The sequence below is a fragment of the Bacillus kexueae genome, from assembly GCF_022809095.1.
Taxonomy (GTDB): domain Bacteria; phylum Bacillota; class Bacilli; order Bacillales; family Aeribacillaceae; genus Bacillus_BZ; species Bacillus_BZ kexueae.
Genome location: NZ_JALAZE010000004.1, coordinates 93,236 through 118,481, shown reverse-complemented (window position 1 = coordinate 118,481; position 25,246 = coordinate 93,236). Strand labels below are relative to the sequence as shown.

General features: G+C 40.2%; 26 protein-coding genes. 18 read left to right on the top strand and 8 right to left on the bottom strand.

Going from position 1 to position 25,246, the window contains the following annotated elements; genetic code table 11:
- Positions 1-64 precede the first annotated feature (64 nt).
- Positions 65-373: a YwdI family protein gene (locus ML543_RS09690; protein ID WP_243387150.1), complete on the top strand. Its 309-nt coding sequence runs from the start codon at positions 65-67 to the stop codon at positions 371-373.
- 139 nt (positions 374-512) lie between these two features.
- Positions 513-884: a DUF423 domain-containing protein gene (locus ML543_RS09685; protein WP_243387249.1), complete on the top strand. Its 372-nt coding sequence runs from the start codon at positions 513-515 to the stop codon at positions 882-884.
- Between the two features lie 45 nt (positions 885-929).
- Here ML543_RS09685 and ML543_RS17250 read toward each other — a convergent pair whose 3' ends face one another.
- Complete coding sequence (locus ML543_RS17250) at positions 930-2,897, bottom strand: methyl-accepting chemotaxis protein (RefSeq protein WP_243387149.1); 1,968 nt, start codon at positions 2,895-2,897, stop codon at positions 930-932.
- A gap of 214 nt (positions 2,898-3,111) precedes the next feature.
- Positions 3,112-4,122 carry a S66 family peptidase gene (locus ML543_RS09675; protein WP_243387148.1) on the bottom strand — a complete coding sequence of 337 codons (1,011 nt, stop codon included), beginning with the start codon at positions 4,120-4,122 and terminating at the stop codon, positions 3,112-3,114.
- Between the two features lie 170 nt (positions 4,123-4,292).
- On the opposite strand from ML543_RS09675, the gene ML543_RS09670 reads away from it, so the two are divergent.
- The 7 genes from ML543_RS09670 to ML543_RS09640 all read left to right on the top strand — a co-directional run bounded on the left by ML543_RS09670 (position 4,293) and on the right by ML543_RS09640 (position 11,091).
- Positions 4,293-4,445: a cytochrome c oxidase subunit 2A gene (locus tag ML543_RS09670; RefSeq protein ID WP_243387147.1), complete on the top strand. Its 153-nt coding sequence runs from the start codon at positions 4,293-4,295 to the stop codon at positions 4,443-4,445.
- Positions 4,446-4,461: 16 nt separating this feature from the next.
- Entirely contained in the window at positions 4,462-4,935 is a 474-nt protein-coding gene (locus tag ML543_RS09665; RefSeq protein WP_243387146.1) for a cytochrome c oxidase subunit II, read from the top strand.
- Positions 4,932-6,575, top strand: a complete 1,644-nt coding sequence (locus tag ML543_RS09660) for a b(o/a)3-type cytochrome-c oxidase subunit 1 (RefSeq protein WP_243387145.1) — start codon at positions 4,932-4,934, stop codon at positions 6,573-6,575. The genes ML543_RS09665 and ML543_RS09660 overlap by 4 nt, the downstream gene beginning before the upstream one ends.
- 331 nt (positions 6,576-6,906) lie before the next feature.
- A complete protein-coding gene (locus ML543_RS09655) occupies positions 6,907-8,592 on the top strand; it encodes an alkaline phosphatase (protein WP_243387144.1) in 1,686 nt (561 codons plus the stop codon).
- Positions 8,593-8,661: 69 nt separating this feature from the next.
- Entirely contained in the window at positions 8,662-9,339 is a 678-nt protein-coding gene (locus ML543_RS09650; RefSeq protein WP_243387143.1) for an ABC transporter ATP-binding protein, read from the top strand.
- Positions 9,336-10,520 (top strand): ABC transporter permease, encoded by a 1,185-nt coding sequence (locus ML543_RS09645; protein WP_243387142.1) that lies wholly within the window; start codon positions 9,336-9,338, stop codon positions 10,518-10,520. Before ML543_RS09650 ends, ML543_RS09645 begins: the two co-directional genes overlap by 4 nt.
- A gap of 13 nt (positions 10,521-10,533) precedes the next feature.
- Positions 10,534-11,091, top strand: coding sequence for a hypothetical protein (locus ML543_RS09640; RefSeq protein WP_243387141.1), 558 nt, complete (start codon positions 10,534-10,536; stop codon positions 11,089-11,091).
- A 43-nt stretch (positions 11,092-11,134) separates the two neighbouring features.
- Here ML543_RS09640 and gerQ read toward each other — a convergent pair whose 3' ends face one another.
- The 3 genes from gerQ to hemQ form a co-directional block, all read right to left on the bottom strand.
- Positions 11,135-11,605, bottom strand: a complete 471-nt coding sequence (gerQ, locus tag ML543_RS17030; RefSeq protein ID WP_341482355.1) for a spore coat protein GerQ — start codon at positions 11,603-11,605, stop codon at positions 11,135-11,137.
- A gap of 21 nt (positions 11,606-11,626) precedes the next feature.
- On the bottom strand, positions 11,627-11,998 hold the full coding sequence (locus tag ML543_RS09630; protein ID WP_243387248.1) for a cell wall hydrolase: 372 nt from the start codon (positions 11,996-11,998) through the stop codon (positions 11,627-11,629).
- 252 nt (positions 11,999-12,250) lie between these two features.
- The gene (gene hemQ / locus ML543_RS09625; RefSeq protein WP_243387140.1) at positions 12,251-13,021 is read right to left on the bottom strand and encodes a hydrogen peroxide-dependent heme synthase; all 771 of its coding nucleotides are present in this window, start codon (positions 13,019-13,021) and stop codon (positions 12,251-12,253) included.
- Between the two features lie 257 nt (positions 13,022-13,278).
- Between hemQ and pta the strand changes: the two genes are divergently transcribed.
- Both pta and lipL read left to right on the top strand, forming a co-directional pair.
- Positions 13,279-14,250, top strand: coding sequence for a phosphate acetyltransferase (pta, locus tag ML543_RS09620; RefSeq protein ID WP_243387139.1), 972 nt, complete (start codon positions 13,279-13,281; stop codon positions 14,248-14,250).
- 353 nt (positions 14,251-14,603) lie between these two features.
- Positions 14,604-15,449, top strand: coding sequence for an octanoyl-[GcvH]:protein N-octanoyltransferase (gene lipL / locus ML543_RS09615; protein WP_243387138.1), 846 nt, complete (start codon positions 14,604-14,606; stop codon positions 15,447-15,449).
- 295 nt (positions 15,450-15,744) lie between these two features.
- Here the strand turns inward: lipL and ML543_RS09610 are convergent, their stop codons facing one another.
- Positions 15,745-16,464, bottom strand: coding sequence for an RsfA family transcriptional regulator (locus tag ML543_RS09610; RefSeq protein WP_243387247.1), 720 nt, complete (start codon positions 16,462-16,464; stop codon positions 15,745-15,747).
- Between the two features lie 224 nt (positions 16,465-16,688).
- Between ML543_RS09610 and ML543_RS09605 the strand changes: the two genes are divergently transcribed.
- The 3 genes from ML543_RS09605 to ML543_RS09595 all read left to right on the top strand — a co-directional run bounded on the left by ML543_RS09605 (position 16,689) and on the right by ML543_RS09595 (position 18,894).
- Positions 16,689-16,913 (top strand): YuzB family protein, encoded by a 225-nt coding sequence (locus tag ML543_RS09605; RefSeq protein ID WP_243387246.1) that lies wholly within the window; start codon positions 16,689-16,691, stop codon positions 16,911-16,913.
- 131 nt (positions 16,914-17,044) lie between these two features.
- Positions 17,045-18,352 (top strand): HD domain-containing protein, encoded by a 1,308-nt coding sequence (locus tag ML543_RS09600; RefSeq protein WP_243387137.1) that lies wholly within the window; start codon positions 17,045-17,047, stop codon positions 18,350-18,352.
- 35 nt (positions 18,353-18,387) lie between these two features.
- A complete protein-coding gene (locus ML543_RS09595; protein WP_243387136.1) occupies positions 18,388-18,894 on the top strand; it encodes a YwgA family protein in 507 nt (168 codons plus the stop codon).
- A gap of 195 nt (positions 18,895-19,089) precedes the next feature.
- Here ML543_RS09595 and ML543_RS09590 read toward each other — a convergent pair whose 3' ends face one another.
- The gene (locus ML543_RS09590; protein WP_279326628.1) at positions 19,090-19,314 is read right to left on the bottom strand and encodes a 2-hydroxymuconate tautomerase; all 225 of its coding nucleotides are present in this window, start codon (positions 19,312-19,314) and stop codon (positions 19,090-19,092) included.
- Between the two features lie 41 nt (positions 19,315-19,355).
- Here ML543_RS09590 and ML543_RS09585 point away from each other — a divergent pair, with 41 nt between their 5' ends.
- The gene (locus ML543_RS09585) at positions 19,356-20,030 is read left to right on the top strand and encodes a site-2 protease family protein (protein ID WP_243387134.1); all 675 of its coding nucleotides are present in this window, start codon (positions 19,356-19,358) and stop codon (positions 20,028-20,030) included.
- Positions 20,031-20,083: 53 nt separating this feature from the next.
- On the top strand, positions 20,084-20,590 hold the full coding sequence (locus tag ML543_RS09580) for a YwhD family protein (RefSeq protein ID WP_243387133.1): 507 nt from the start codon (positions 20,084-20,086) through the stop codon (positions 20,588-20,590).
- A 433-nt stretch (positions 20,591-21,023) separates the two neighbouring features.
- Here ML543_RS09580 and ML543_RS09575 read toward each other — a convergent pair whose 3' ends face one another.
- Positions 21,024-23,087: a transglycosylase domain-containing protein gene (locus tag ML543_RS09575; RefSeq protein WP_243387132.1), complete on the bottom strand. Its 2,064-nt coding sequence runs from the start codon at positions 23,085-23,087 to the stop codon at positions 21,024-21,026.
- Between the two features lie 282 nt (positions 23,088-23,369).
- Between ML543_RS09575 and speE the strand changes: the two genes are divergently transcribed.
- Together speE and speB are read left to right on the top strand one after the other, a co-directional pair.
- Positions 23,370-24,200 carry a spermidine synthase gene (gene speE, locus ML543_RS09570; protein WP_243387131.1) on the top strand — a complete coding sequence of 277 codons (831 nt, stop codon included), beginning with the start codon at positions 23,370-23,372 and terminating at the stop codon, positions 24,198-24,200.
- Positions 24,201-24,221: 21 nt separating this feature from the next.
- Positions 24,222-25,103 (top strand): agmatinase, encoded by an 882-nt coding sequence (speB, locus tag ML543_RS09565; protein WP_243387130.1) that lies wholly within the window; start codon positions 24,222-24,224, stop codon positions 25,101-25,103.
- The last annotated feature ends 143 nt before the right edge of the window (positions 25,104-25,246 follow it).

Here is a 25,246-nt window from a genome sequence, read left to right as displayed (position 1 = left end):
AATAGAATAGGACTAGTTTAACCTAAATGAAGTAAATTCTTTCGAAGGATAGGAGGGAACTCGGTTGAATATCCCGATTAAAAATATTTTGTCGAAGATCGAACAAGAAGCGATAAAAGCGAAAGGTAGTCTGTCTCGAGATGAAGTAGAAGCGAGACTTTTAGTTATACGTTCCTTATGTGATGTAGTTTTGGAAACGAAGGAAGAACAGAATGACTTTACCGAGATTCAAGATACAACTAAAACAGAAGATTTTTCTTCGTTAGAGCTGGAAAAAATGATGGGTATTCAAAAGCCGAAAAAACCGTCGTTAACTTCTACTCGGGTCGTAGAAGAGGATGGAGCTAATGGCGACTCTATATTTGACTTTTGATGATTGGACGTTTTAACCGTCGGTTCTTTGTGACGAAAATCGGTCAATTTCGTAAGTCCAATTTCATTCAAAAGATGAATCATGTATGATGGAAGATGTATGGGAATTGAACAATATTCATTAAAGGCAGGGAATGATGGTGAAACTGTTTCTTATATTAGGTGCAATTAACGCATTTCTGACGGTCGCATTAGGGGCGTTTGGCGCTCACGCGTTGGAAGGAAAAATTCCTCAAAAATATATTGAGACGTGGCAGACAGGTGTACAATATCAAATGTTTCATGCGCTCGGATTATTCGTTGTTGCTTTTGTGATGGACAAACTGCCACAAACAAGCCTTGTTACGTGGGCTGGCTGGCTCATGTTTGTGGGGATTTTATTGTTCTCTGGTAGCTTGTATGTCTTAAGTTTGACGCAAGTGAAAGTATTAGGAGCGATTACGCCACTTGGCGGGGTCTCTTTTATCGTAGCTTGGATTTTATTAATGGTTGCAGTATTTAAGTATTTGTAATGAAAAAAGGGGCTGTACTTTTTTGGCAGCCCCTTTTTTCGTACCTTATTCAATTTTAAATTGAGAAACGCTTTTTGTTAGTGCTTCAGAGGACGCGCGCTGTGAATCTGAAATGGAAGAAATGGTTTTAGCAGCTTCCATATGTTCTGCGGACATCTGAACAGCTTTTTGTAGTAGTTCATCTGTTTTGGCGATGGCCTCTTTTACGTCATTAATGGATGCCGTCACTTCTTCTGTACTAGCCGACATATGTTGTCCTGTAGCGGAAACTTCTTCAATGTGTGATGCAACGTCTTTTGTAGATTGTAAAATTTCTGTGAATGAGCTTTGTACTTGTTCAAATAATTGAACTCCGCTTCGCACTTCTTCCACCGCTTTTTGGACCGAGTCGATGGATTCATCAACGTAAAGATGTATACTGTCGATAATGGACGAGATCTCTGAGGTGGATTTCGTCGTTTCCTCTGCTAATTTACGAACTTCATCGGCAACGACTGCGAAGCCTTTTCCATACTCTCCCACCCGCGCCGCTTCAATGGAAGCATTTAAAGCAAGTAAATTTGTTTGGTCAGCAATGTCTTGAATGACAGAGATGACTTTCGTAATTTGCTTTGACTCTTCTTTTAATTTTTTCATTGTGTCGCTCGTATCATTTACATTATTGGCCATATGATGTAGCTGATTCATAGCATTTTTCATACTCAATAATCCATGATCCGCTTTTTGAGCCGTGTTTTGCGAAGTGTCAGAAACAAGGAAAGAGTGCTCTGCGACTTGTTGGATGCCAGAAGCTAACTCATTTAAAGCAAATGCACCTTGATTTAATTGTTCAAGCTGCATCGATGATCTCTCTGCAATTTCGACTAAATTTTGTTCAAACTGCTGACTCTGTTGGACCATGTCATTCGTCAGATGAGCAAATTTCTGAGAGGATTGTAACGTAACATTCGTAGACGACTGAACGTCTTTCATAATGGATTGCATGTTTTCCATCATTTTATTAAACTCGTTCGACAGCTTCGAAATCTCATCTCTTCCTTTTGTATGTAGTCGGAAGGTCAGATCACCTGTTCCATTGGCAAGCTCTTGTAGCTTACCTGTAAGAGTATGAATTGGTTGGAGTAAGTAGCGACTTGTGAAAAACGTAATGATAATGACCCCCGCTAACGTTAGGATGCCTGTTACGATAACATCAGAAACCATGGAGCGTTTCGTTTCATTTATAATTGATAAGTCTTTTGCAATTTGGATAACCCCGTACACTTCATCACCCGACAGATTGTATAAAGGTGAATACAGCATAAGTTGGTGATCCTGTGTCTGACTAATTTCTTCGGATTGGAGGATGCTTTGGTAAAGTTCTTCATCCAGCTGTTGTTGTAAGGACTGGATGTTGGTTTGAATTAATTGGTTTTGCTCGTAAAAAGCAAGTTGAGCCCCAGTTAGGCTTTCGACTTGTTGGAGCATGTCTTCATTGATGTTAAACCCGAGCTGTAACGTTCCTACTACATTTTGTCCATCTTTTATCGGTACGAATGCTCTGACCGCTAACCCGCTACTACCGAATTCCAAGCCAGCTACTTCGTTTCCTTTCAGAGCCGCTTGAATACCTGGGTTATCTCCTTTATCGTCTCCGAACTTTTCTTGGTTGTGTAAGCGAGTGATAACAACCCCACTTTCGTCACCAAATTCAAAAACGGAAATGCCTTTTTCTTTATTTAGTAAGGTATATGTATTGTTCATTAAAGAATCAAGCTTTGCCTTATCTTTAGACTTGATAGCATCAGTTAGTTCGCTCGCTTGAGAGAAGCTATTGGCGAGACTAAGCGCATCTTGCTTTAATAAATGAAAGTATTCATCAATGGAGGTTCGTGTTTGCTGAACGTCCTCCTCAATCATCGTCTCCAAGCTAGAATTGGATTGATAGATGAGGATTGAAGAAATGATTAAAATTGGAATAAGTGATAGTGCAAGGATAGATAAAAACAATTTTTTTCGTATCGTATTTGTCATTGAAAACCCCTTCTTTTTTTCTAAATTCTAATCCTATTATTATATCGGTATTGTATTGGGGTATTTTGAGAAGGCCCTTTTCTAAAAGACTTTCGAATCCGAAAACAGTTTTTGAAAATAATATAAATTTTAAAACATAAAGACAGCTGTTAACTTGAGGTGGGTCTCATGAAAAAAGGATGCTCCTATGAAAAGAGCACCCGAGAAGAAACAGTTATTCTACTGCATTCTCTAATAGTGTTATCGCGGCGTCATTGCTTGTTGCACTTATTTCAGCGAGAATTCCGTTAGGCAGGGTAAGCATCGGGTCTGTATGACCGAAATCTACATTCGCAATGATAGGGAAGTCGTAGCCCCTTGTTGTTACCTTCAAAATTTCGGAAAGTGGATAGTCATCGTGAAAAGGAACGTCTGGATGAAAGCGTCCGATGACCAACCCGCTTATTTCCTCAAAGGCTCCCATGTTTCTCAACTGCGTTAAGTAACGATCGAACGTAGCGGCTTGTTCGGTTTCATCCTCTTCTAAGAAAAGGATACGTCCTTTAAAGCTAGGGAGGTAAGGGGTACCGGCCGCTAAAAGCATCGTTCCTAAATTTCCTGCTAAAATTCGACCCGTTGCTTGTCCTTCACGAATGACGGTTGGACCTTCGTTGCGAGTTTGTTTTCGTGGTCTCACGTCTTCTTTGTCCCACATGAGACGTTCAAAAACCCAATGGTCACTAGCCTTTAGTTCTAGTTGATCTGACGGTTCTTCCACAAGATTAGTAAAATAGTTTTTCGTGTATGGTAATAGCCCGCCATATTCCCCAAACTGTGGTAAAAGGGCAGGACCTAAAAATGTTACGAGGTTGCTTCGTTGATGAATGGCGTGCAATACAGCGGTAAAGTCGCTGTAGCCGATGATAATCTTCGGATTTTGTTGAATGAGTTCATAGTCGAGAGCGTCTAGCAGTTGATTGGAATTATGTCCTCCAATCGTGTTAAGGACAACCTTTACATCCTTGTCTATTATCATTTCATGAAAATCTTCTAATCTTTCTTCAATTGTTCCAGCCAAATGTCCTTTCTTCTTTGTTGCATGTTTGCCAATTTTAACTCGATAGCCAATCTCCTCCAGTGCTTCGATTCCTCGATGAAATCGGTTTGGACAAAGGGCTGCAACTGGTGATGATGTCGACACGATTCCGATGGTATCTCCTTTTTTTAGCCTTGGTGGCTTCAGCATACGTCATCCCCCCATGAAGTTTTAAGTATTATACCAAATTTGGTAATACTTGCACATTAAATGTTCACGAAGATGACACAATGACTGAAAAAGGTGTGACAAATCTCACAGAGCCCGGGTGTTGATTTAACTAGAATGAAACTAGAGATTGGGAAAGGTGGGTGAGGTAGGTGCAGCATCCGTTAGCTACTAAAAAGCATGTAGAGCTAAAGAAAGTAAATCAGGAGCCTAATCTATACGGAACGTTTATTTCGGTTTTAATGGTCGGTGCTTTTATTTGTATGGCGTGGTTTGGTGCTTATTATTTGTTTTTAACTCGATAAGAAAGGGGATGAAAATATGCATATGCATAAACTTGAGAAGGCATGGTTAACCATTGGTGTGGCTACGCTCATCTTATTTTTAGGAATTGTTGGGGTTGGTGCTTTTGCACACGGGAATGAACCGCCAAGTGATTTGACGACAATTGATCCAGCGAAAGTTGATGAAACTCCCCCCTTTAATGAGCCTGGCCTCAAGCAAATTGGTGAAAAAGAGTATGAATTAATTCTAGTGTCACAAGCCTTTTCGTTTTCACCGAATGAAATCGAAATTCCAAAAGGGGCAACGGTTCACATAAAGGTTACAAGTAAGGATGTCGTTCATGGTTTAGAAGTGGTAGGGACGAATGTCAACATGATGGTGACGCCTGGACATGTGAACTCTCTCACATATACATTTAAGGAAACAGGGGACTATTTAATCTTATGTAACGAATATTGTGGAGTCGGTCATCAAGTAATGAGTGCGAATATTGAGGTGGTAGACGAATGAGTGAGGTTGTCATCAATAAAAAAGATGGGAAGATTGCGTTAGCGAATATTGGGGTTTCGTTTGTCGCATTATTTTTAGGGGCCGTTGCAGGCCTTTTACAAACGTTTGTCAGAAGCGGTCAACTGGAGCTTCCAGCTGGTATTGGATACTATCAATTACTGACGGCTCACGGCGTTCTTTTAGGTCTCGTATTTACAACGTTTTTTATCATCGGTTTTTTATACGCATCCATTAGTCGGACAACGGGGCGATTGACGTCTGTCTCATATCGCCTTGGATGGGCAGGCTTTTGGCTGATGTTTATCGGAACATTCATGGCGACGGTCATGATTTTACTCAATAAAGCGACGGTGCTTTATACGTTTTATGCTCCTTTACAGGCCTCACCATGGTTTTATATCGGTTTAGCACTAGTCGTCGTGGGGAGTTGGTTATGTGGCGGAGGAATGTTTCATCAATATACTTCATGGAAAAAAATGAATAAAGGAAAAACATCTCCTCTCATTAGTTTTATGGCTGTTTCGACGCTGATTTTATGGATCATTGCGACAATCGGGGTGGCTGTGACGGTATTATTTCAATTCATTCCATGGTCGTTCGGTTGGGTTGAGGAAATCAACATATTATTGAGTCGCACGTTATTCTGGTATTTCGGACATCCACTCGTTTATTTTTGGCTACTCCCAGCGTATATGTGTTGGTATGTTGTCGTACCAAAAGTGATTGGTGGGAAAATTTTTAGTGACTCATTGGCACGATTAGCATTTGTATTATTTATATTATTCTCTATGCCAGTAGGGTTTCACCACCAAATTTTAGAGTCTGGGATTGATTCGGTATGGAAGTTCGTTCAAATTGTCCTCACCTTTATGGTTATCATTCCATCTTTGATGACGGCCTTTGCTCTTTTTGCTACGTTCGAGCTAACAGGTAGAGAAAAAGGAGCGAAAGGATTGTTTGGTTGGTTGAAAAAGCTTCCATGGGGAGATGTGCGATTTTTCGCTCCATTTATGGGAATGCTCGTCTTTATTCCAGGTGGAGCTGGTGGAATGATTAACGCTAGTAACCAATTAAACCAAGTTGTTCATAACACGTTATTCATTACTGGACACTTCCATCTAACGGTTGCAACATCCGTAGCGTTAACGTTCTTTGGTATATCGTATTGGCTGATTCCACATTTAACGGGTCGCACCTTGACGAGGAAAATGAATAAACTCGGTATCATTCAGACCGTATTCTGGACAATTGGCATGTTCTTTATGTCTGGGGCGATGCATGCTGTTGGATTATTCGGGGCCCCTCGTCGCACCGCTTATACGACGTATGGTGATCACGCAGATGCCCTTTCGTGGATGCCTTATCAAACTGCTATGGCGGTTGGAGGCGCGATTCTCTTTGTTGCAATTTTACTAATGATTTACATCGTGATATACCTCGCTTACTGGGCACCAGTTGGTCACGAGGAGTTCCCGATTGGAGAAGTGAGTGAGAATGCGGAGACGACCCCGCTCATTTTAGAAAATTGGAAGCTATGGATTGGGATTTGTGTCGTGCTTATCTTATTAGCTTACACTGTCCCAGTTATGGATATTATTCAAAACGCACCACCTGGCTCACCGGGGTTCAAACTATGGTAATTTTAACAGAATTGTAATAGGACGAGACCACGAAGGTGCATACTCGGACCAGTGGAAAGTAAGTGTCTAAAAGTGAATCTAAGTATTTATAAATGGTTTTAAAAGCAATATTGTAAATGAAAAACCTAGCTTGAAGGGCTAGGTTTTTTTCTACCTTAAACACACAGAATTATCTGATAATGACCGTTTTTTGTTTTCCAAATGACAAAATTTACATCTGCTTAATAGTAGGTTTAATAATTTAATACTCGGGTAAAGTTCTATTCATGTTTTCCCTTTACAATCCATAAATGTAAATAAAGTTCCAATATATTTAGGGGGGAGTATACATATGAAAAAATGGCTGAAAGGGACCGCCGCCGTCCTTTTATCGACTACTTTGCTTTTTGGATGTTCTAATAGTTCACAAAGCTCGTTGGATCAAGATATTTCAGAAGCAGAGACTTCAAAAAACTTAATTATTTTAATTGGTGACGGAATGGGTCCTGCTCAAGTGACGTTAACTCGGCTGTATGCGCAAAAATATTTTGATCAGGACATGTTAACTTTAGATGAAATATTGGTTGGGACAAACTCTACGTTTGCTGGCGATAGCACGTATAAAGACGAATCTGGAGTTGTTACTGATTCTGCCGCTTCAGCTACCGCTTTTGGAACAGGTTTTAAAACATACAATGGCGCAATTTCTGTAACAAATGAAGAGGTCGCTCGTCCCATTGCTTCTGTTATTGAAGCAGCGGAAGCAGCAGGAAAAGCTACAGGCCTTATTTCTACAGCGCGAATTACACATGCTACTCCGGCAGCTTATGCAACTCATGTTCGTCAACGAAGTATGGAAAATGCCATTGCAGCACAATATGTTACATCTGGGGTTGATGTTTTACTAGGTGGAGGAGAACGCCACTTTGTAGCTACGGAAGAAGAGGCGAAATTTGGAAAAACAAAGCGGGAAGACGGATTAAATGTGATTGAACTGTTTCAAGAAAAAGGATATGAAGTTGTGACAAGTAGCGATGAGCTTGAAAAAGCAAAAGGAGAGAAGTTATTGGGACTTTTCAATGATAGTCACATTGCATACAACTTAGACCGCGAAGACACTCAAGTTCCGTCTTTAGCTGAACAGCTATCAAAAGCAATTGAAGTTTTAGAAAGAGAAGATGATGGATTCGTCATTATGGTAGAAGGTGGCCGCATTGATCACGCCGGACATGCTAATGACATTCATAGTGTCGTACAAGAGACATTAGAGTTTGATGAGGCGGTTAAAGTAGCGTTAGAATACGCGAAACAAGACGGAGAAACGTCTGTGATGGTGACAGCAGACCATGAAACAGGTGGATTAACAATTGGAAGCCGCAATGTATATGATACTTACTTTGATATCTTTAAAAAAGTTACGGCTTCTTCTGAAATCATTGGTAAAGAGTTAGAAGAAGCAGAAGACCGTGACGACGTTCGTAAAATTGTAGAGAAATATACAGGAATCAATGACTTAACGGAAGAAGAGGTCTCCCTCATATTGGACGGGAAAGAATGGGATGGAACGGAGTCTTCTTATGGTAGAGAAGGTGGGTTTAATGCCGTTATTTCGAAGCGAGCGTTAATTGGCTGGACCGGACATGGTCATACAGGGGTAGATGTGAGTGTCTATGCATATGGTCCAGTTGCACGTTATTTAACAGGTCATACCGATAATACAGACTTCGCGTTAGCAGGAGCGAAAGTAATTGGTGTTGATTTAGAGCAAGTAACGAAAGAGCTTCAATCTAAGTACCTTTATCCATCGTTTATGATTACACAAGATGAAAAAGTCGTATTCCCTGGACAATCTTTGGCAAAAGCGCTTGGAGTCAAAATCGAAATAAATGAACAGAATGCAACCGCTGTAATTGAAGGCCAAAAGTATGAAGGAGTCAAAGATCATAGTGGAATCTATTTCCCACTCGAAGTGTTTGAAGCTGCAACGGGTAAGGATTTAACATGGGATGCTCTATCAGAACGAATTGTCATTGAGTAATGATGAGCTTCAAGAAGGGGCAGAACTTTTACTGTCCCTTTCATTTTCAAGTAAGAGGTGATCTCGGCCGTGATAACCATACAAAATGTGAAAAAAAGCTTTAAGGTTCAAAAAGAACATATCCCGATTCTACATATTCCATCATTTTATCTTGAAAAAGGAAAACAAGTGGCGCTTATTGGTCCTAGTGGGTCAGGGAAAAGTACGCTTCTACATTTAATGAGTGGGATTTTAACACCTGACCAAGGAGATGTGATCGTCCATGGAGTGAATCTTGCAGCCCAGAGTGAAAAAATGCGGGACCGTTTTCGAGCTCAAAATATCGGCTATGTGTTCCAAGACTTTCATTTGATTAATAGTTTAACAGCTGAGGAAAATATTAAGCTGATGCTACCAAAAATGGCGAGAAGTGAACAAAAAGAGTTAGTCGAGCATTGGTTCCAAAAGGTTGGTTTGTATGAAAAGAGGAATCACAAGCCATCTGAATTATCGAGAGGTCAACAGCAACGTGTTGCTATTATTCGTGCCTTAATTCAATCCCCACCTATTGTGTTAGCGGATGAACCAACGGGAAGCTTAGACTTTGAAAATGCAACTCATATTATGAATCTTTTATTAACATTAGCAGAAGAACAGAACCAAACACTATTATGTGTCACGCACGATCCTTATCAAATTGAAAAATTCCATGAGATTATTCGCATGGAAGAAGTAAATGAAATCATGAATGGGAGAAAGATATCATGAGCTTGTTTCAATTCGTATGGCGTAACATCCTCTATAAGAAAGTTCTTTCTGTATTATCTATTGTTTCTGTTTCAGTTGGAGTAGCGCTTGTCATCTTTATTACATTAGCACACGACAGCATGGAAGAAGGAGCCGCTAAGGGGTATGGCCCGTATGAACTTGTCATTGGGGCAGAAGGATCTTCTACGCAGTTAGCGTTAAATACGTTTTATCATATCGGTGCTCCTACAGGTAATATCTCTTACGAAGTATATGAACAGGTAAAGGAAAGTGATTTAGCTGAAGTTGTTTACCCTTTGACAAAAGGGGACCATTATCAAGGACATCAAATCGTTGGAGTTCCCGTTGAATATTTAGCATCCCGTTACCCTCATGTCTCGCTTGCTGAAGGAAGTTTATATCAACAGACGGGAGAGGTGGTCATTGGATCGCAAATTGCTAAAGATTTAGAACTTCGTGTAGGGGATAAGTTTTACGGAAGTCACGGGCAAGTTTCAGCTCATAGTGATGACCATCATCAAGAACTTCTCTATCGTGTGGTGGGCATTTTACCGCCACTCCATACACCGGATGATAAGGCCATTTTTACAACAGTTGATCACGCATGGGTAGTCCATCATCAGGAGGAAGAAAGTGATCGTGAAAAAGAGGTTACGGCGTTAGTTGTTATTCCGAAAGGACTTATGGAGTTACAAACGTTAAAAAATTTTGCGAACGAAATGGATGGTGTCCAAGGCGTATATTCAAGTAAGGCGATGGCAGATGTTTTAAACATTGTTGATTATGGAACGAAAGCCATCCAAGTTATCACAAGCATTTGTATATTCATTGCTGCGATATCCTTAATGCTCTCGTTAATTGTGACGACTACAGATAAGAAAAAAGATATTGGGCTACTCCGATTAATTGGAAAACCAAAGTGGTATATTTGGGGGAGCGTTGTTCTAGAAGGCCAAATTTTGACAATAATAGGTTGTCTTTTTGGTATGTTATTAGGACATTTAACCAGCTTTTTATTAAATGATCTGTTTATTTCTTATGTAGGGATTCCATTACAGACTGGGTCCATTCGAAGCTTCGATGGATATATTCTGTTAAGTGCGATGATTATCGGTTTTCTTGCGTCGATATGGCCTGCTCTTCGCTCTTATCAAGTTCATCCGCTGACATTATTTCGCTAAGGAGGGGAAGTAGGTGAAATGGAGTCTCATAATCGTCTTATTGACAGGTTTTCTCGTTGCGTGTTCGGGCAATCAATCCACTGAAGAAAAGGCAACACTACAAGAATTAGTCTCAACCGAAGATGCCGAAATGGTAGAACAAGATGAACAAGACAGTGACGAAACGATTAAAGAAAGTCAGCCTATGATTAAACCATCATCAGGAAAAGAAACAGAAATTAAGTGGGATGAATTCTTTGATAACGAAAAGCAAGATAGACCTTCACAAAAATTTTGGGATCTTAAAGGACAGGAAGTCGTCATTCATGGCTTTATGGCCGAAGTGTTGTCACTTGAAAAAGGTTGGTTTTTGCTTATTCCTTCACCCGGCGCAGAATGCCCGTTTGATAATGGAGATGAATCGTACTGGAATAAAATCATGATTGTGTTTGTTGAAGATTCAAAAGGATTGCGGTTTACTGAAGGGCCACTGGAGGTTAGAGGAGTACTTGACGTAGGTGTCAAAGTAGATGAATCCAATTATAAGACGATGTTTCGATTATATAATGCAACGTTTCAATCCCTCAATTGAAAAATCCCCTGACGAACCCGATACGTCAGGGGATTTCATATTTTTACCTCGGTGAATAAGAAGACAAGCCGGTTGGGTATACATACTCAATTTCTTCATCAAATGTAATGTAATCTAGGTAAACCATAAGTAGTAAATATCGTTTTCCTGATTTAGGATCACTCAAGATAATATGATCACGGCCAGCTGCTTCGATGACGCCCTTAAATACCTTTGCATTCCATTGCTGATTATTTTCAAATGTCATATAAACAGTAGCGTGTTTACCACGGTTTAAGCGCAAAATATTCTCAATGTATGATTCCTCAAGCGGAAGCATGCCAGGTACGTATTGTCCAGCGGAAGTTCCTAGAACTTGAGGAGCTGCGCCTAATTGAGAGCCGCTTGGAGCGTAGAAGCCGTAAGGGGCTCCCATTGGCATTTGAGGCTGATATCCAGCCATTCCTTGCCCGTAATATGGAGTGGATTGTGACTGACTCGCTGTCTGGTTTCGCTTTTGATTATTTGAAGTCATAACAAGCCTCCTTATCATTTCTTAATAAACACTTGGACACGAGGATTGCGTAGGAAAATAAAAACAATGGGACTTGTAGCGTCCTGAATTGTACTGATTAAACCAAGTAGCAGGACAAGCGCCGTCAGGTCGGAAAAACCAAAGGGATACTTCACCGGGACGGTAGCGATCACCTTTAATGACCTTTCGAGCCAAATCAATCTCACTTTGTCTTGCTCCTTGATAAAAATAACCTTTTTGAGTTGCTTCAAATCCTCCAGGTGATTGGAATACCATTCGACGAATGTTTCGAATGTCTTTAAAATCGAGGCAATCAGCTCGAACGCGGTTTACACCAACATTGCCAACCAACAACATGCCAAGCTTCCCATCACCTTCTGCCTCCGCACGCATGAGACGGGCCAATAACTTCACGTCTTCTTCGTTATATGGGAATAACCGCCATAATCTCACCTACCTTTAACCGGAAGAGTCCGGTGCTAAAAAAGAGATGATTTGATAAAGATGGATTTAGCCATACTCATTCAAAGGTATGATGAAAAAGAAGTTTGTATGACTACATTTGTGAGGAAGTAAGTGTGGATAAAAAGAGGAAAGGGTGCCTAAAGCAATTAAGAGCTTTAAAGGCACCCCGAATCTCATTCATTATACATGTAGGTAAGCGGCTACTTTTTCTGGAAGTAAAATGTTTCCGACGAAGAATGAACCGAACTCTCCGTAACGTGCACTTACTTCATCAAAGCGCATTTCATAAACGAGCTTTTTGAATTGAAGGACATCATCGGCAAATAATGTTACGCCCCATTCATAATCGTCAAACCCAACTGAACCTGTAATGATTTGTTTCACTTTTCCAGCATATTGACGACCGATCATGCCGTGGCTGCGCATCAAGTTGCGGCGCTCGTCCATTGAAAGCATGTACCAGTTGTCATCACCTTGGCGACGCTTATCCATTGGATAGAAGCAGACGTGTTTCGCTTGCGGTAATGTTGGATATAGACGGGAGCGAACATACGGGTTCTCATATGGATCACCGCCGTCTTCACCACCTGGAATATAGTTGCTTAACTCTACAACAGAAACGTATGAGTAAGCTGGTAGCGTAAATTCAGCAAGCTTTGATTTATTAAATTCAGTTTCGATCTCATTTAACTCTTCCAGCGTTGGACGTAAAATCATAAGCATAAAGTCTGCTTTTTGTCCAACGATTGTATAAAGCGCTTGGCTTCCTTTTTCGGCTTTTTCAGCTAAGCTCCACTTTTCCAATAAGCCTAAAAACTCATTGATGATTTCTTGGCGCTCATCGCTCGTTAACGTTTTCCATGCACTCCAATCAATGGAACGGAAATCGTGTAGGCAATACCAGCCATCAAGCGTTTGAGCGGCTTCATTCGTACGACGTTCTTCACTCATTTTTTTCACCCCTATAAGCTATCACATATGTACAATCCTACTATAACATAGTTTAGCCAGGATGAATGTGTATAAACATTAACAAGTTCTACAGTTGTGTAGTTTTAAAGTAGGAATATTGAGAAAACAAAGAATTTTAAATGGAAGCGTTATCTTTTAGCGAACAGGTTTGAAATTAACCATAAGTGGAGTATGCTAATGGATGGAAGGAATTTATAGTGGTTAAACGCTTTATTTTTACATAGGAGGTTCCCGAAATGGCAGATTTATTTTCTGTATTAAAAGATAAAGTAGCAGGGAAAGAGTTGAAAATTGTCTTCCCTGAAGGATTAGATGAACGTATTTTAACGGCAGTAGGTCGTTTAGCAGAAGAAAACTTAGTTCAACCAATTGTTGTGGGGAACAAAGAGAAAGTAGAAGCAAAAGCAAGTGAATTAAATATTTCACTAAACGGCGCAATCATTTATGATCCAGAAAACTATGAAGAAATGGATGCTATGGTTCAAGCTTTCGTAGAGCGTCGTAAAGGAAAAGCGACAGAAGAGCAAGCGCGCCAAATTTTACTTGATGGTAACTATTTTGGAACAATGCTTGTTTATATGAACAAAGCAGACGGACTTGTAAGTGGTGCGGCTCATTCTACGGCTGACACTGTTCGCCCGGCTCTTCAAATCATTAAGACAAAAGAAGGCGTGAAGAAAACGTCTGGCGTATTTATCATGGTACGTGGAGAAGAAAAGTACGTATTTGCTGATTGTGCGATTAACATTGCACCAACTAGCCAAGACTTAGCAGAAATCGCGATCGAAAGTGCGAACACAGCGAAGATGTTTGATATCGATCCGCGTATTGCAATGTTAAGCTTCTCTACAAAAGGGTCTGCAAAATCACCTGAAACAGAAAAAGTGGTAGAAGCAGTCAAATTAGCCAAGGAAATGGCTCCAGAGCTTACGTTAGATGGCGAGTTCCAATTTGACGCAGCATTCGTGCCATCGGTGGCAGCGAAAAAAGCACCGGACTCTGACATTAAAGGGGACGCGAATGTATTTATTTTCCCAAGCTTAGAAGCTGGTAACATTGGCTATAAAATTGCACAGCGTTTAGGTAACTTTGAAGCAATTGGACCAATTCTTCAAGGCTTAAATGCACCGGTGAATGACTTATCTCGTGGATGTAACGCAGAAGATGTATACAAGCTAGCATTAATTACAGCAGCGCAAGCTTTATAATACTTTAACTAGAGGCTGTCCAAACGTACAGCCTCTTTTTTTGTAGATTAAATTTTGTTTGGTGACGGATGCTTTGTTCAAGGTAGGTTTTTCTAGTTTCGGCTCACGTTGGTCTCGCAGGAGTCGCTGCCTTTCGTCAATCATTCATGTCAAAATAGACGAAACAGCCTTTTTGATAGAGTGAAGTCACCACAACCACCCAAATCACTTTTGTTGAATCGTTCATCAGGCAATGGAAATGATTTACGATTCGTCTCTTCTTTCTCTTCACCCTGAAGGATGTGCAAGAATTACGCTTCATCCTTATGGTATAATTAATTCGTTTTCAAATTCATAAAGGAGAATGGTTAGACATGGAACAACATTTGTCATTATTACGACAAGATGAATGGCGCATTATTGACCATTCCAGTCTAGGACCACAATTTGATGCGAAGCAATCGTTTGCAATTGATGATACATTATGTACGTTTGTCGGAAAAGGAGCGTCATCACCTGTAGCAAGATCTTGGGTTCATCATGATACGATTGTGCTGGGAATTCAAGATACACGCGTTCCCCATTTACAAGATGGTGTTCGATACTTACAGCAACAAGGGTATCGAGTAATTGTCCGCAATTCTGGTGGATTAGCCGTGGTGCTTGATGAGGGGGTATTAAATCTCTCGCTTATTTTACCAGAGTCTGATAAAGGAATTGATATAAATCGAGGCTATGATGCGATGTGGGAACTCATCCGCGTTATGTTTAACGAATATAATAAGGACATTGAAGCTTATGAAATCGTCGGTTCTTATTGCCCTGGAAGCTATGATTTAAGCATAAACGGTCAAAAATTCGCCGGTATTTCACAGCGTCGACTGCGAAACGGCGTGGCCGTTCAAATTTATCTCTGTATTACAGGAAGTGGCGCTAAGCGTGCAGAAGTGATTAAAGGATTTTATGAACATGCCATAAAGGGAGAAGAAACCAAGTTTACGTACCCGACCATTAAACCGGAAACGATGGCGTCTTTGAATGAACTATTAAACGCGAACTTGACGGTGCAAGATGTGATGCTGAAGCTGCTAACGACGTTAAAAGAGTTAAGTGGTCGCATTTATTCTGAAGGGTTACTCCAAGAAGAGTATGAAACGTATGAGAAGAACTTTATCCGAATGATGGAACGGAATGAAAAGACATTTAAAGACCTTACGTAATATTTATTGGCAAGAGGCGAGAATAAAACCAGTTGCGATGGGGGTTGGCTAATAAATCCAAAAATGGAATAAGGAGTGAAAGGTAGCTCCCATTTTCTCCAATTGGGATTGGTTTAAGCTAAAAGGACAGAACGAGCCGTAACTAGACAGTCCTTCCTTGAGCAAGTGTCCGCCACTGAATTTTAATTTACGATAAAATAGGGCTGTTCTTTTGAACAGCCTCGTTTTCGAAATCAGTCCATTAAAAAACCAGCATGTGGTGACGAAGTCATCATCATATGCTGGTTTAAGTCTATTATTCAGCTATTTTTTCTAAATTACCATTTCGGTCCATTTTAAATTTGGTAGCAGAACGCTCATCGTCATCTTCAAAAAGGACGAATTTACGTGCACGATTCATAATTTTCATTAACGTTTCATAGTCTTCTTGCACCGTGATGGCATCTTGTTCTAATTTAGCAATCTTTGTCTCTAATTCTTTATTTTCTCGGCGCAACCCGTCAATTTCCTGTTTTAACCGTTCGTTCTCCTGGGCAATCGCAGAACGTTCGGATACTTGAAGGTTGTAGTTTTTTAAGAAATGGACGACATCCTCCATGGTAAGCTCTTTAGATGTAGGTGTCATTACTTGTTCAGTTTCCATGACCGGCATAGATGGATAGAATTCTTGTTCCTGATTTTCGTAGTGTACAGGTTCTTCCGTAGCCATTTCAACATCTGGTAAACTTGGTTCAGGAGGGGTATATAATAGTCGTTTTTTTGCAGGTTGTCCTTTTCCCATTGCACGCATTTTTTGTTTTCGCTGTTTTTTCGCTAGTTGCAACGCTTTTTCATAGTTATGTCGCACGACAGCGTTCCAACGGAATCCGCATGCGGCAGATGTTCGATTGAGCTTGTCCCCAACTTCCTCAAAGGCATTTAGCTGTGTACTTCCCTCTCGCACGTGGCGAAGAACGGTTTCTGCTAGTAATAAGTCGTTTTCTTCAGACCAAGCATCTTGTCGTTTTTTCATGATCTCAACTCCCTTAATCAAAACTGATAGAGGCTAGTGCTACATAGGTTTCTCTTACTTTTATGTTTCCCATTTTGCTCATTTTTATACAAGGATAGTAAACTTTTAAATGGAAACTAGGAAAAAAAGACAATAATTAGAAGATTGTACGCATGACTTGATTTGCGTTCAATTTAACGGTAAAATACCCGAGAGTATGAACAATGATGAAAGGGTTGTATACAATCATGGCAAATGAGTTCCGTGTTTGTGACGATTGCCAGGCGACAAATTTAAAAACGTTATTACCTCGTTTGGAAAAGATAGATCCTAATGCGAAAGTGGATATTGGCTGTCAATCTTATTGTGGTCCAGGCCGAAAAAAATCATTCGCATTTGTCAATAATCGTCCCATCTCTGCACCGACAGAAGATGAGTTAATTGAAAAGATTGAAAAGAAACTGTGTAAATAAAAATCACCAGGAGTATCCCTTTACTGGTGATTTTTTTCTTCTATTTGGTTGGAATAATTAGAAGATTTTGGCTATCTATGTCGAAATAAAATCGATATAATGGAACTATGTCTAAAGGAAGAGGGAATGATATGGCGTATCGGGATGAGAAATTGTCGGAAGAAAAGGTGTTTAAAGATCCAGTTCATCGGTATATTCATGTTCGTGATCGAGTGATTTGGGATTTAATCGGAACGAAAGAATTTCAACGGCTTCGTCGAATTCGCCAGTTGGGAACGACATTTTTTACGTTTCATGGTGCCGAGCATAGTCGGTTTAACCATTCGCTTGGGGTGTACGAAATTGTACGGCGAATTGTCGATGATGTGTTTCGCGATCGTCCGGAATGGAATCAAGATGAGCGATTATTAAGCTTATGTGCTGCGTTATTACATGATTTAGGTCATGGGCCGTTTTCACATTCATTTGAAAAGGTGTTTCACCTTGATCATGAAGAATTTACGCAAGCAATTATTTTAGGCAATACGGAAATTAATCGCGTACTATCAAAAGTGAGTCCGGACTTTCCGAAAAAAGTGACCGAAGTGATTGCGAAAACGTATGCCAACAAACAGGTCATTAGTTTAATTTCAAGCCAGATCGATGCCGATCGAATGGATTATTTACAACGGGACGCCTTTTACACGGGTGTGAGCTATGGTCATTTTGACATGGAGCGAATTTTACGTGTCATGCGACCGCGAGAAGATCAAGTTGTCATGAAGCATAGCGGTATGCACGCCGTAGAAGATTACATTATGAGTCGCTATCAAATGTATTGGCAAGTTTATTTTCATCCTGTCACGCGAAGTGCAGAAGTCATCTTAACGAAAATCCTCCATAGAGCCAAAGCATTATATGAAAGAAACTACGAATTCAAATTCAAACCAATTCATTTTTACTCCATTTTTAGCGGAGAAGTCACCCTTGAAGATTACTTACAATTGGACGAGTCTGTCATTATGTTCTATTTTCAAACGTGGCAAAACGAGGATGATCCGATTTTAAGCGACTTATGCAAACGATTTATGAACCGAAATTTATTTAAATACGTTGAGTTTAATCCATCCAATGAACAAATGATGAAACTGATGGAATTAACCACGCTTTTCAAAAAAGCTGGGCTGGATCCAGAATATTATTTAGTCGTCGATTCTTCTTCCGATTTACCGTACGATTTTTACCGTCCTGGTGAAGAAGAAGAGCGATTACCGATACACCTTTTAATGCCAAATGGTGAAATTCGCGAATTATCGCGAGAATCCGATATTGTCGATGCGGTTTCAGGTAAGCGTAGAACCGATCATAAGTTGTATTATCCTCAAGACTTCTTGTTCGATTGGTCTACAAAGCGAAATACGAAAAAGAAGATTATTGAACTTTTACAATTAGATAGATAGAGCGGAGCAATACTTGTGTGAGGAGATGACGGGGTGTGTTAAAAGAACATGCTAAACTGATGAAGGTATTTGCGGTCTCGGGTGAAATTATCGGACGAAAAAAATTACAAAAAATCATATATATCGCGAAAAAATTGAAATTCCCTTTTTACGAGAAATATAACTTCCATTTTTTCGGCCCGTACTCAGAAGAGTTAACATTAAGAGTAGAAGAATTGTATAACCTAGGGTTTATTGAAGAGGTGAAAGAGAAAAAAGGTGGGTATTTTCAATACCGATATTCCTTAACTGAGGCAGGCGAACAATTTTTAACCAATTTTGAGTTGGACATGCCGTATCTTTCTGAGTGTATGAATGAATTAAATGAAAAGCCAGCTCGCTTTTTAGAGCTAGTGTCGACGGTTTTATATTTTGAAGATTTATCTAAAGACGAAATTAAGGAAAAAGTGTTTACGTTAAAAAGTAAACAACGTTATACAGAAGAAGAAGTTGAAGAAGCTTTTTCATACATTGAACAGCTTCGAAATGTAGCTGCATCTTAAGGATTTTAATGCTAAAAAGGTGCCTGCGTCTCGAGCGAGAACAGCACGAGCCGTAGAATCCACGGAAATGACCATTATACAGAATTTACGAAGAAAGGGGCTGTACGTATTGAACAGCCCCTTTCTTTTGGTTGTGATTCTAGTTTAGCTTTCTAGCGCTTAGCGAACGGAGGTCAGTCTCCCGTTCTTACAAACTTACTCATCACTTAATCGTTTTCCACCAACGGCATAGTGGTTTTTGCTCATTTCTTCGATGAAGACAACGATTTTTTCAGCAGGGGCTCCTGTTGTTTCGCTTACTGCGGCTGTGACTTTTTCAACGAGTGCTTTTTTCTGCTCTTCAGATCGACCTTCGAGCATCTTTACGGTAACATAAGGCATTGAACGTTGCTCCTTTCTCTGGATCGAAATGTAATTCATCTTTAAAATATAGTATACTGGATTCAGGATGATTTGTAGAGATGGGAGGCTTACCGTTGCCTTTTTTACATTATGATTTATCGGTAATTCCGCACGTAATTGTGTCGCTCGTGATTGCGTTTACGGTGCATGAATTTGCTCATGCATACGTAGCGTATAAGTTTGGAGATGAAACAGCGAAGAATCAGGGGAGATTGACGTTAAATCCACTTTCGCATTTAGACCCTTTTGGAACGATTTTAATCTTTATTGCTGGATTTGGATGGGCAAAGCCCGTACCTGTGAATCGCTTCTTTTTTAAGAAACCTCGTCTGGCTGGAATCTCCGTATCGTTAGCGGGTCCAATCAGCAATTTATTGCTTGCGTTTGTTGGGTATTTGTTTTTTAATCTTTGGATGCTTTATGGTGGAGCAACCCTTACGGAAATAGGGGCCACAATTCAACAATTCTTCCGAATTTTTGTTTCCTTAAATATTGTGCTGTTTCTTTTTAACCTTTTACCTTTTCCACCATTGGATGGGTACCGTATTATTGAGGATTTAGCACCAACACATATTCGTCCAAAGCTCACGCAGTTTGAGAGCTACGGAGTATTAATTTTCTTAATCATTGTTTTCACACCACTTGATCGTTATATCATATATCCAATATTTACAGTTGGACAAGAAACGACACTTACCTTATTTCGGATAATCTTACAACCGTTTTTTACATAGGATAAAAGAAGTGTTGGACCGAGACTGATGTTGTTTCATAGGAGGTTTTCGCAATGGAAAATAAGAAAAAAAGCATTGGCTTTAACATTATTAAAAATGATCCGACTGACGGACATAAAAGCTATGGGATTGGAGCATTAAGCTTAGATAATGTTTCACCTGTATTCGTTGATATCGAAGAAGGAGAAGCGTTTGTTGATATCGGCGCAATGCATGCACGAAGTCAAGTTGAACGTGGCATTAAATTCATTCCGAACAAAGAAGAAGTACCAAACGGAAAGCCGTATTGGCTCGTTTGGGTAACAATTGACCGTAAAGAAGAGGGACCTTATTACGCAGGTGTTACTGCATGTGAAATGACTGTTGATAAAGAAGCACGTAGAGGTTATAAATCACTACCTGAACATGTCAATAAAATGGATAAATCATTGAAGCGTAAAATTATGGTGGACCATATGGACGATAAATCGAAAGAAGTGTTGGCAAACTTCTTAAAGTCTCACGATGAGAACATGTGGAATCTTTCAAGTGAGGAATTAAAAGAAGGTCTTCGTGTGTGACGAAATTGTGAACAAATCGTGAAACGATTGTGATTTTTTGAAAAAATGAGTAGACTAAAATTAACGTTATAAAACTAGGACATGGAATTCCTCGGTTTCGGCCGGGGATTTTCATTTTTACGAAAAAGAGGGCTACAGCGCTAAAAAACCACGCTTTTCCTTACGGTATTGTAGGATAAAGCGTGGTTTATTATTTCTAGCCCTTATCTAAAAGGTTAGACCATTAAATGAGAAAGGCGGGCGCTTTCCGTAACCCAATCTGTCCTAGCGTCTAGCGAACGACTCATTGATATCTGCTCAATATATTCGCAGTATTTCCTTTATCTCAATGCAGGACAGTCTCTCGTTCGTACGCCGCTGGATAGTCGTCTCGAAGCGTACTATTCTGGAGTCGCCTTTCGTTTAGCAACAATGTGTACGAAAACAGCCTTATTTATAACCATGGAATGATTCTCTCAAGGAAGGACGGATCTTCTGTTTCTTCCTCTTTGTTTTCGTTCTTTTTTTGTTCTGTATGCTCAAGATGATCGATACAGTAGTCGGTTGGCTCTGTGCCAGCTACGTAATAGGTTAAGCGGGCAACAGGGCAAGTTGGCGAAGCGAGTAAACCGCTTGACGGGTCAATGTAAACCCCGACAACACCTTTAGGTGGTCGAAATTGTTTAACCGACCGATCTTCTAACGCTTCTTCCATAAATTGTGCCCATATTTGTTTGGCGTATAATCGTTCAGTTGCAAAAGTGATCGTTTTTCCTTTATCATATCCGGTCCAAACGCCGGCAACGAGTTGAGGAGAAAATCCGATCATCCAACTGTCGGCCTTTGTAGAACCAGATTTTCCCGCATATGGTCGTGTTAACAAATCCATAATCTTTTGACCTGTAACCGTTGTGTATCCATTTAACTTTGAATCAAACATTCCCATCATCATATGCGTGGTCACGAATGTAGCTTGAGGGTCCAACACAGTTTCTGGTCGTGTATTTTCTTTATAAAGAACATTTCCATCGCCGTCTTCAATTCTCTCAATGTAAACCGGAGCAATTTTTTTGCCGCCATTTGCGAACATGCCGTATGCATTAACCATTTCCATCACGCTTACCGGTGAGGTCCCTAATGCAGCGGAAGGCACCTTCTTAATCGGACTTTCGATCCCAAATTGTTCACCTGCATTCACTAATTGCTCCATTCCCATGAACAAATGTGTTTTAACCGCGTAAATATTATCGGAAAGGGCTAAAGCTTGCATTAAAGGAATCTCTTCATTTGCATAATAGTCATTGTAATTGCTAGGTTCATACGTTTCCTCATGTTCTCCATAGCGGAAGGTGGTCGGCTCGCTTCGAAGAGAGGTCGAAGGGGTAAAGCCATTTTCAATTGCTTTGTAATACAAAAGTGGTTTAATCGTAGAACCTGGCTGGCGCTTCGCTTGCGTCGCTCGATTAAACGGACTTTCGTTATAATCTCTTCCACCGATTAATGCTCTTACCTTCCCTGATTTTGGATCGATCGCAACGAAACCAAGCTGGATGTCTGAGCTATCGTCCATGACCGAATTCATCGTTTGTTCGGCTATTTCTTGTAGCTTTGGGTCAATCGTTGTATAGACTTGTAATCCTTTCGTTTCTATAAACTGCTCATCGACATTCAATATGTCTTTCAATTCCTGTAAGACCATGTCTTGAAAGTATGGTGCAATTTTGACCGTTGCTACTTGTTCTTGTTCCTTTAATGTTATGGCCTGCTTGGCAGCTTTTGTGGCTTGTTCTTCTGTAATAAACCCCTCTTTTGCCATTAACGATAAAATAAGCTCTTGTCGATCTTTTGCCCGGTCAAAATGAACATAAGGGGAGTAATAGCTTGGCCCCTTTGGAATCCCAGCAAGCAGTGTAGCTTCTTCCATCGTTAATTCACTTGCGTGTTTATCAAAGTAATAGCGCGCCGCTGCTTCAATCCCGTAAGCTCCATGCCCGTAATAAATCGTGTTTAAATAGCCTTCAAGAATTTCTTCCTTTTCAAAGTTCATTTCAAGACGTATCGTGTAAAAAGCTTCCATCAGTTTTCGCTTCCACGTTTTATCATGCTCTAAATACAAGTTTCTCGCATATTGCTGTGTGATTGTACTAGCTCCTTGAACTTTTGCCATTGCTTTTAAATCGGCAACGGCCGCCCCAACAATTCGCTTGTAATCAAACCCGTGATGGTCATAAAAATGACGATCTTCAACAGCAATGGTCGCTTCGACGACATGTTCGGATATATCTTCTAATGAAACCCAATAACGTTTCTGTCCATGGTGGGTCTCCCCGATTTTCGAACCATCTTGTGCATAGAGTACAGTCGATTGTGGTACGGATATAGAAGGAGGACCTTCTAATTTGGCTAAAATGAGAATGGTTGATAGGACAATCCCCATTACAATAAAACCGATAAGATGAATAAAAAATAGCGCTCGGATTGTTTTAACAGTTATTTTTTTAGGAGTTGTTAATTCCATCTCGGTCACTCCTTGTTTTATTCAATGAAAAAACACTCTCGTTGTTAGTATGAGTAGCGGGCATTGATTTTAAACAACGTTCTATGAAAAAATGAAATTTTTCTTTGCAATTTTGCTAGATTCCACTATACTTTTTTTGAGGTTTGAATTGTTTCGTTTCACCATGGCGATTCAAGTATGGTGAATTGTGAACCTACAGTAGGGAAAAATAGTGAAACACGAGAAGAAAACAACAATCCTTTTTGTGAAGAGCCAAAATAACCAGCGAAAGGAAGTTAAATCATGAGTGGATTATGGTATACAGAAAAGCAAACAGAAAACTTTGGAATTACAATGAAAATTAAGCGCACTTTACATACAGAGCAAACGGAGTTTCAAAAGTTAGAAATGGTTGAAACAGAAGAGTTCGGAAATATGCTTTATTTAGACGGGATGGTCATGACTTCTCAAAAAGATGAGTTCGTTTATCATGAAATGGTTGCACACGTACCGTTATTTACGCATCCGAACCCAGAAAACATACTCGTTGTAGGAGGCGGAGACGGAGGAGTTATCCGTGAAGTATTAAAGCATCCAAGTGTGAAGAAAGCGACACTCGTTGAAATCGACGGAAAAGTAATCGAGTATTCGAAAAAATATTTACCTGAAATTGCAGGTCAGTTAGACGATCCACGTGTAGAAGTAAAAGTCGACGATGGATTTATGCATATCGCACAAAGCGAAAACGAGTATGATGTGATTATGGTTGACTCTACGGAGCCAGTTGGTCCTGCAGTAAACTTATTTACGAAAGGGTTCTATGCAGGTATTTCGAAGGCGTTAAAAGAAGATGGAATTTTCGTTGCGCAAACAGACAACCCTTGGTTTACGCCGGAGTTAATTACAAATGTACAACGTGATGTACGTGAAATCTTCCCGATTACGCGCCTTTACATTGCGAACATCCCAACGTACCCAAGTGGTTTATGGACATTTACATTAGGATCTAAAAAGCATGATCCGTTAAATGTGAACGAAGATCGCTTCCACGAAATTGACACGAAATACTACACAAAAGACATTCATAAAGCGGCATTCGTACTACCGAAGTTCGTCGAAGATTTAACAAAGTAATGAAATGAGGTGTAGCACATCATGAGATTTGATGAAGCGTATTCTGGTAATGTTTTTATTAAAAGCCACCCTTCTTTTGAAGAAAGCGAAGCGGTCATTTACGGGATGCCAATGGATTGGACGGTAAGCTACCGTCCGGGCTCACGTTTTGGCCCTACGCGTATTCGTGAAGTATCGATCGGACTTGAAGAATACAGCCCGTATTTAGACCGTGAACTAGAAGAAGTAAAATATTTTGATGCAGGGGATATTCCGCTTCCGTTCGGAAATGCACAAAGAAGTCTTGATATGATTGAAGAGTTCGTTGATGATGTCTTAAAGGCTGGGAAGTTTCCACTTGGAATGGGTGGAGAGCATCTTGTATCATGGCCTGTCATGAAGGCGATGTATAAAAAGTATCCGGACTTAGCGATCATTCATATGGATGCTCACACTGACTTGCGTGAGGAATACGAAGGGGAGCCATTATCTCACTCCACGCCAATTCGAAAAGTTGCTGAATTAATCGGACCGGAAAACGTGTATTCATTTGGGATCCGTTCAGGCATGAAGGAAGAGTTCGAGTGGGCGAAAGAAAACGGCATGCACATTGCCAAATTTGAAGTGTTAGAACCGTTAAAGGAAATCTTACCTAAGCTTGCGGGAAGACCGGTATATGTCACGATCGACATCGATGTATTAGACCCAGCGCATGCACCGGGGACAGGTACAGTAGATGCAGGCGGTATTACGTCAAAGGAGCTACTTGCTTCCATTCATGAAATTGCCCGTTCTGACATCCATGTTGTCGGAGCAGACTTAGTAGAGGTAGCACCGATTTATGACCATTCAGAACAAACGGCTAACACAGCAAGTAAATTAATTCGTGAAATGATCTTAGGATGGGTACAAAAACGTCCATAATTGCAATATGAAGAGGGAATCGACTGATTCCTTCTTTTTTTACGTAAGTTTCTATGATGGGAGATCGTTTGTTTATTCGTTATCATCTAAATCACTGACAATTTCAAACGCTCCCCATTGCATTCAGCGAGAAGAATCTTTAT

What these genes read in the sequence shown, in the direction of transcription:
- ML543_RS09645 (WP_243387142.1), top strand. Translation starts at nt 9,336, where the DNA reads ATGAGCTTGTTTCAATTCGTATGGCGTAACATCCTCTATAAGAAAGTT.
- ML543_RS09600 (WP_243387137.1), top strand. Translation starts at nt 17,045, where the DNA reads ATGGCGTATCGGGATGAGAAATTGTCGGAAGAAAAGGTGTTTAAAGAT.
- ML543_RS09665 (WP_243387146.1), top strand. Translation starts at nt 4,462, where the DNA reads ATGCATATGCATAAACTTGAGAAGGCATGGTTAACCATTGGTGTGGCT.
- speE (WP_243387131.1), top strand. Translation starts at nt 23,370, where the DNA reads ATGAGTGGATTATGGTATACAGAAAAGCAAACAGAAAACTTTGGAATT.
- ML543_RS09575 (WP_243387132.1), bottom strand. Translation starts at nt 23,087, where the DNA reads ATGGAATTAACAACTCCTAAAAAAATAACTGTTAAAACAATCCGAGCG.
- ML543_RS09660 (WP_243387145.1), top strand. Translation starts at nt 4,932, where the DNA reads ATGAGTGAGGTTGTCATCAATAAAAAAGATGGGAAGATTGCGTTAGCG.
- ML543_RS09605 (WP_243387246.1), top strand. Translation starts at nt 16,689, where the DNA reads ATGGCAAATGAGTTCCGTGTTTGTGACGATTGCCAGGCGACAAATTTA.
- lipL (WP_243387138.1), top strand. Translation starts at nt 14,604, where the DNA reads ATGGAACAACATTTGTCATTATTACGACAAGATGAATGGCGCATTATT.
- ML543_RS09585 (WP_243387134.1), top strand. Translation starts at nt 19,356, where the DNA reads ATGGGAGGCTTACCGTTGCCTTTTTTACATTATGATTTATCGGTAATT.
- ML543_RS09630 (WP_243387248.1), bottom strand. Translation starts at nt 11,998, where the DNA reads ATGCGTGCGGAGGCAGAAGGTGATGGGAAGCTTGGCATGTTGTTGGTT.
- gerQ (WP_341482355.1), bottom strand. Translation starts at nt 11,605, where the DNA reads ATGACTTCAAATAATCAAAAGCGAAACCAGACAGCGAGTCAGTCACAA.
- ML543_RS09580 (WP_243387133.1), top strand. Translation starts at nt 20,084, where the DNA reads ATGGAAAATAAGAAAAAAAGCATTGGCTTTAACATTATTAAAAATGAT.
- ML543_RS09590 (WP_279326628.1), bottom strand. Translation starts at nt 19,314, where the DNA reads ATGAATTACATTTCGATCCAGAGAAAGGAGCAACGTTCAATGCCTTAT.
- ML543_RS17250 (WP_243387149.1), bottom strand. Translation starts at nt 2,897, where the DNA reads ATGACAAATACGATACGAAAAAAATTGTTTTTATCTATCCTTGCACTA.
- speB (WP_243387130.1), top strand. Translation starts at nt 24,222, where the DNA reads ATGAGATTTGATGAAGCGTATTCTGGTAATGTTTTTATTAAAAGCCAC.
- ML543_RS09675 (WP_243387148.1), bottom strand. Translation starts at nt 4,122, where the DNA reads ATGCTGAAGCCACCAAGGCTAAAAAAAGGAGATACCATCGGAATCGTG.
- ML543_RS09655 (WP_243387144.1), top strand. Translation starts at nt 6,907, where the DNA reads ATGAAAAAATGGCTGAAAGGGACCGCCGCCGTCCTTTTATCGACTACT.
- pta (WP_243387139.1), top strand. Translation starts at nt 13,279, where the DNA reads ATGGCAGATTTATTTTCTGTATTAAAAGATAAAGTAGCAGGGAAAGAG.
- hemQ (WP_243387140.1), bottom strand. Translation starts at nt 13,021, where the DNA reads ATGAGTGAAGAACGTCGTACGAATGAAGCCGCTCAAACGCTTGATGGC.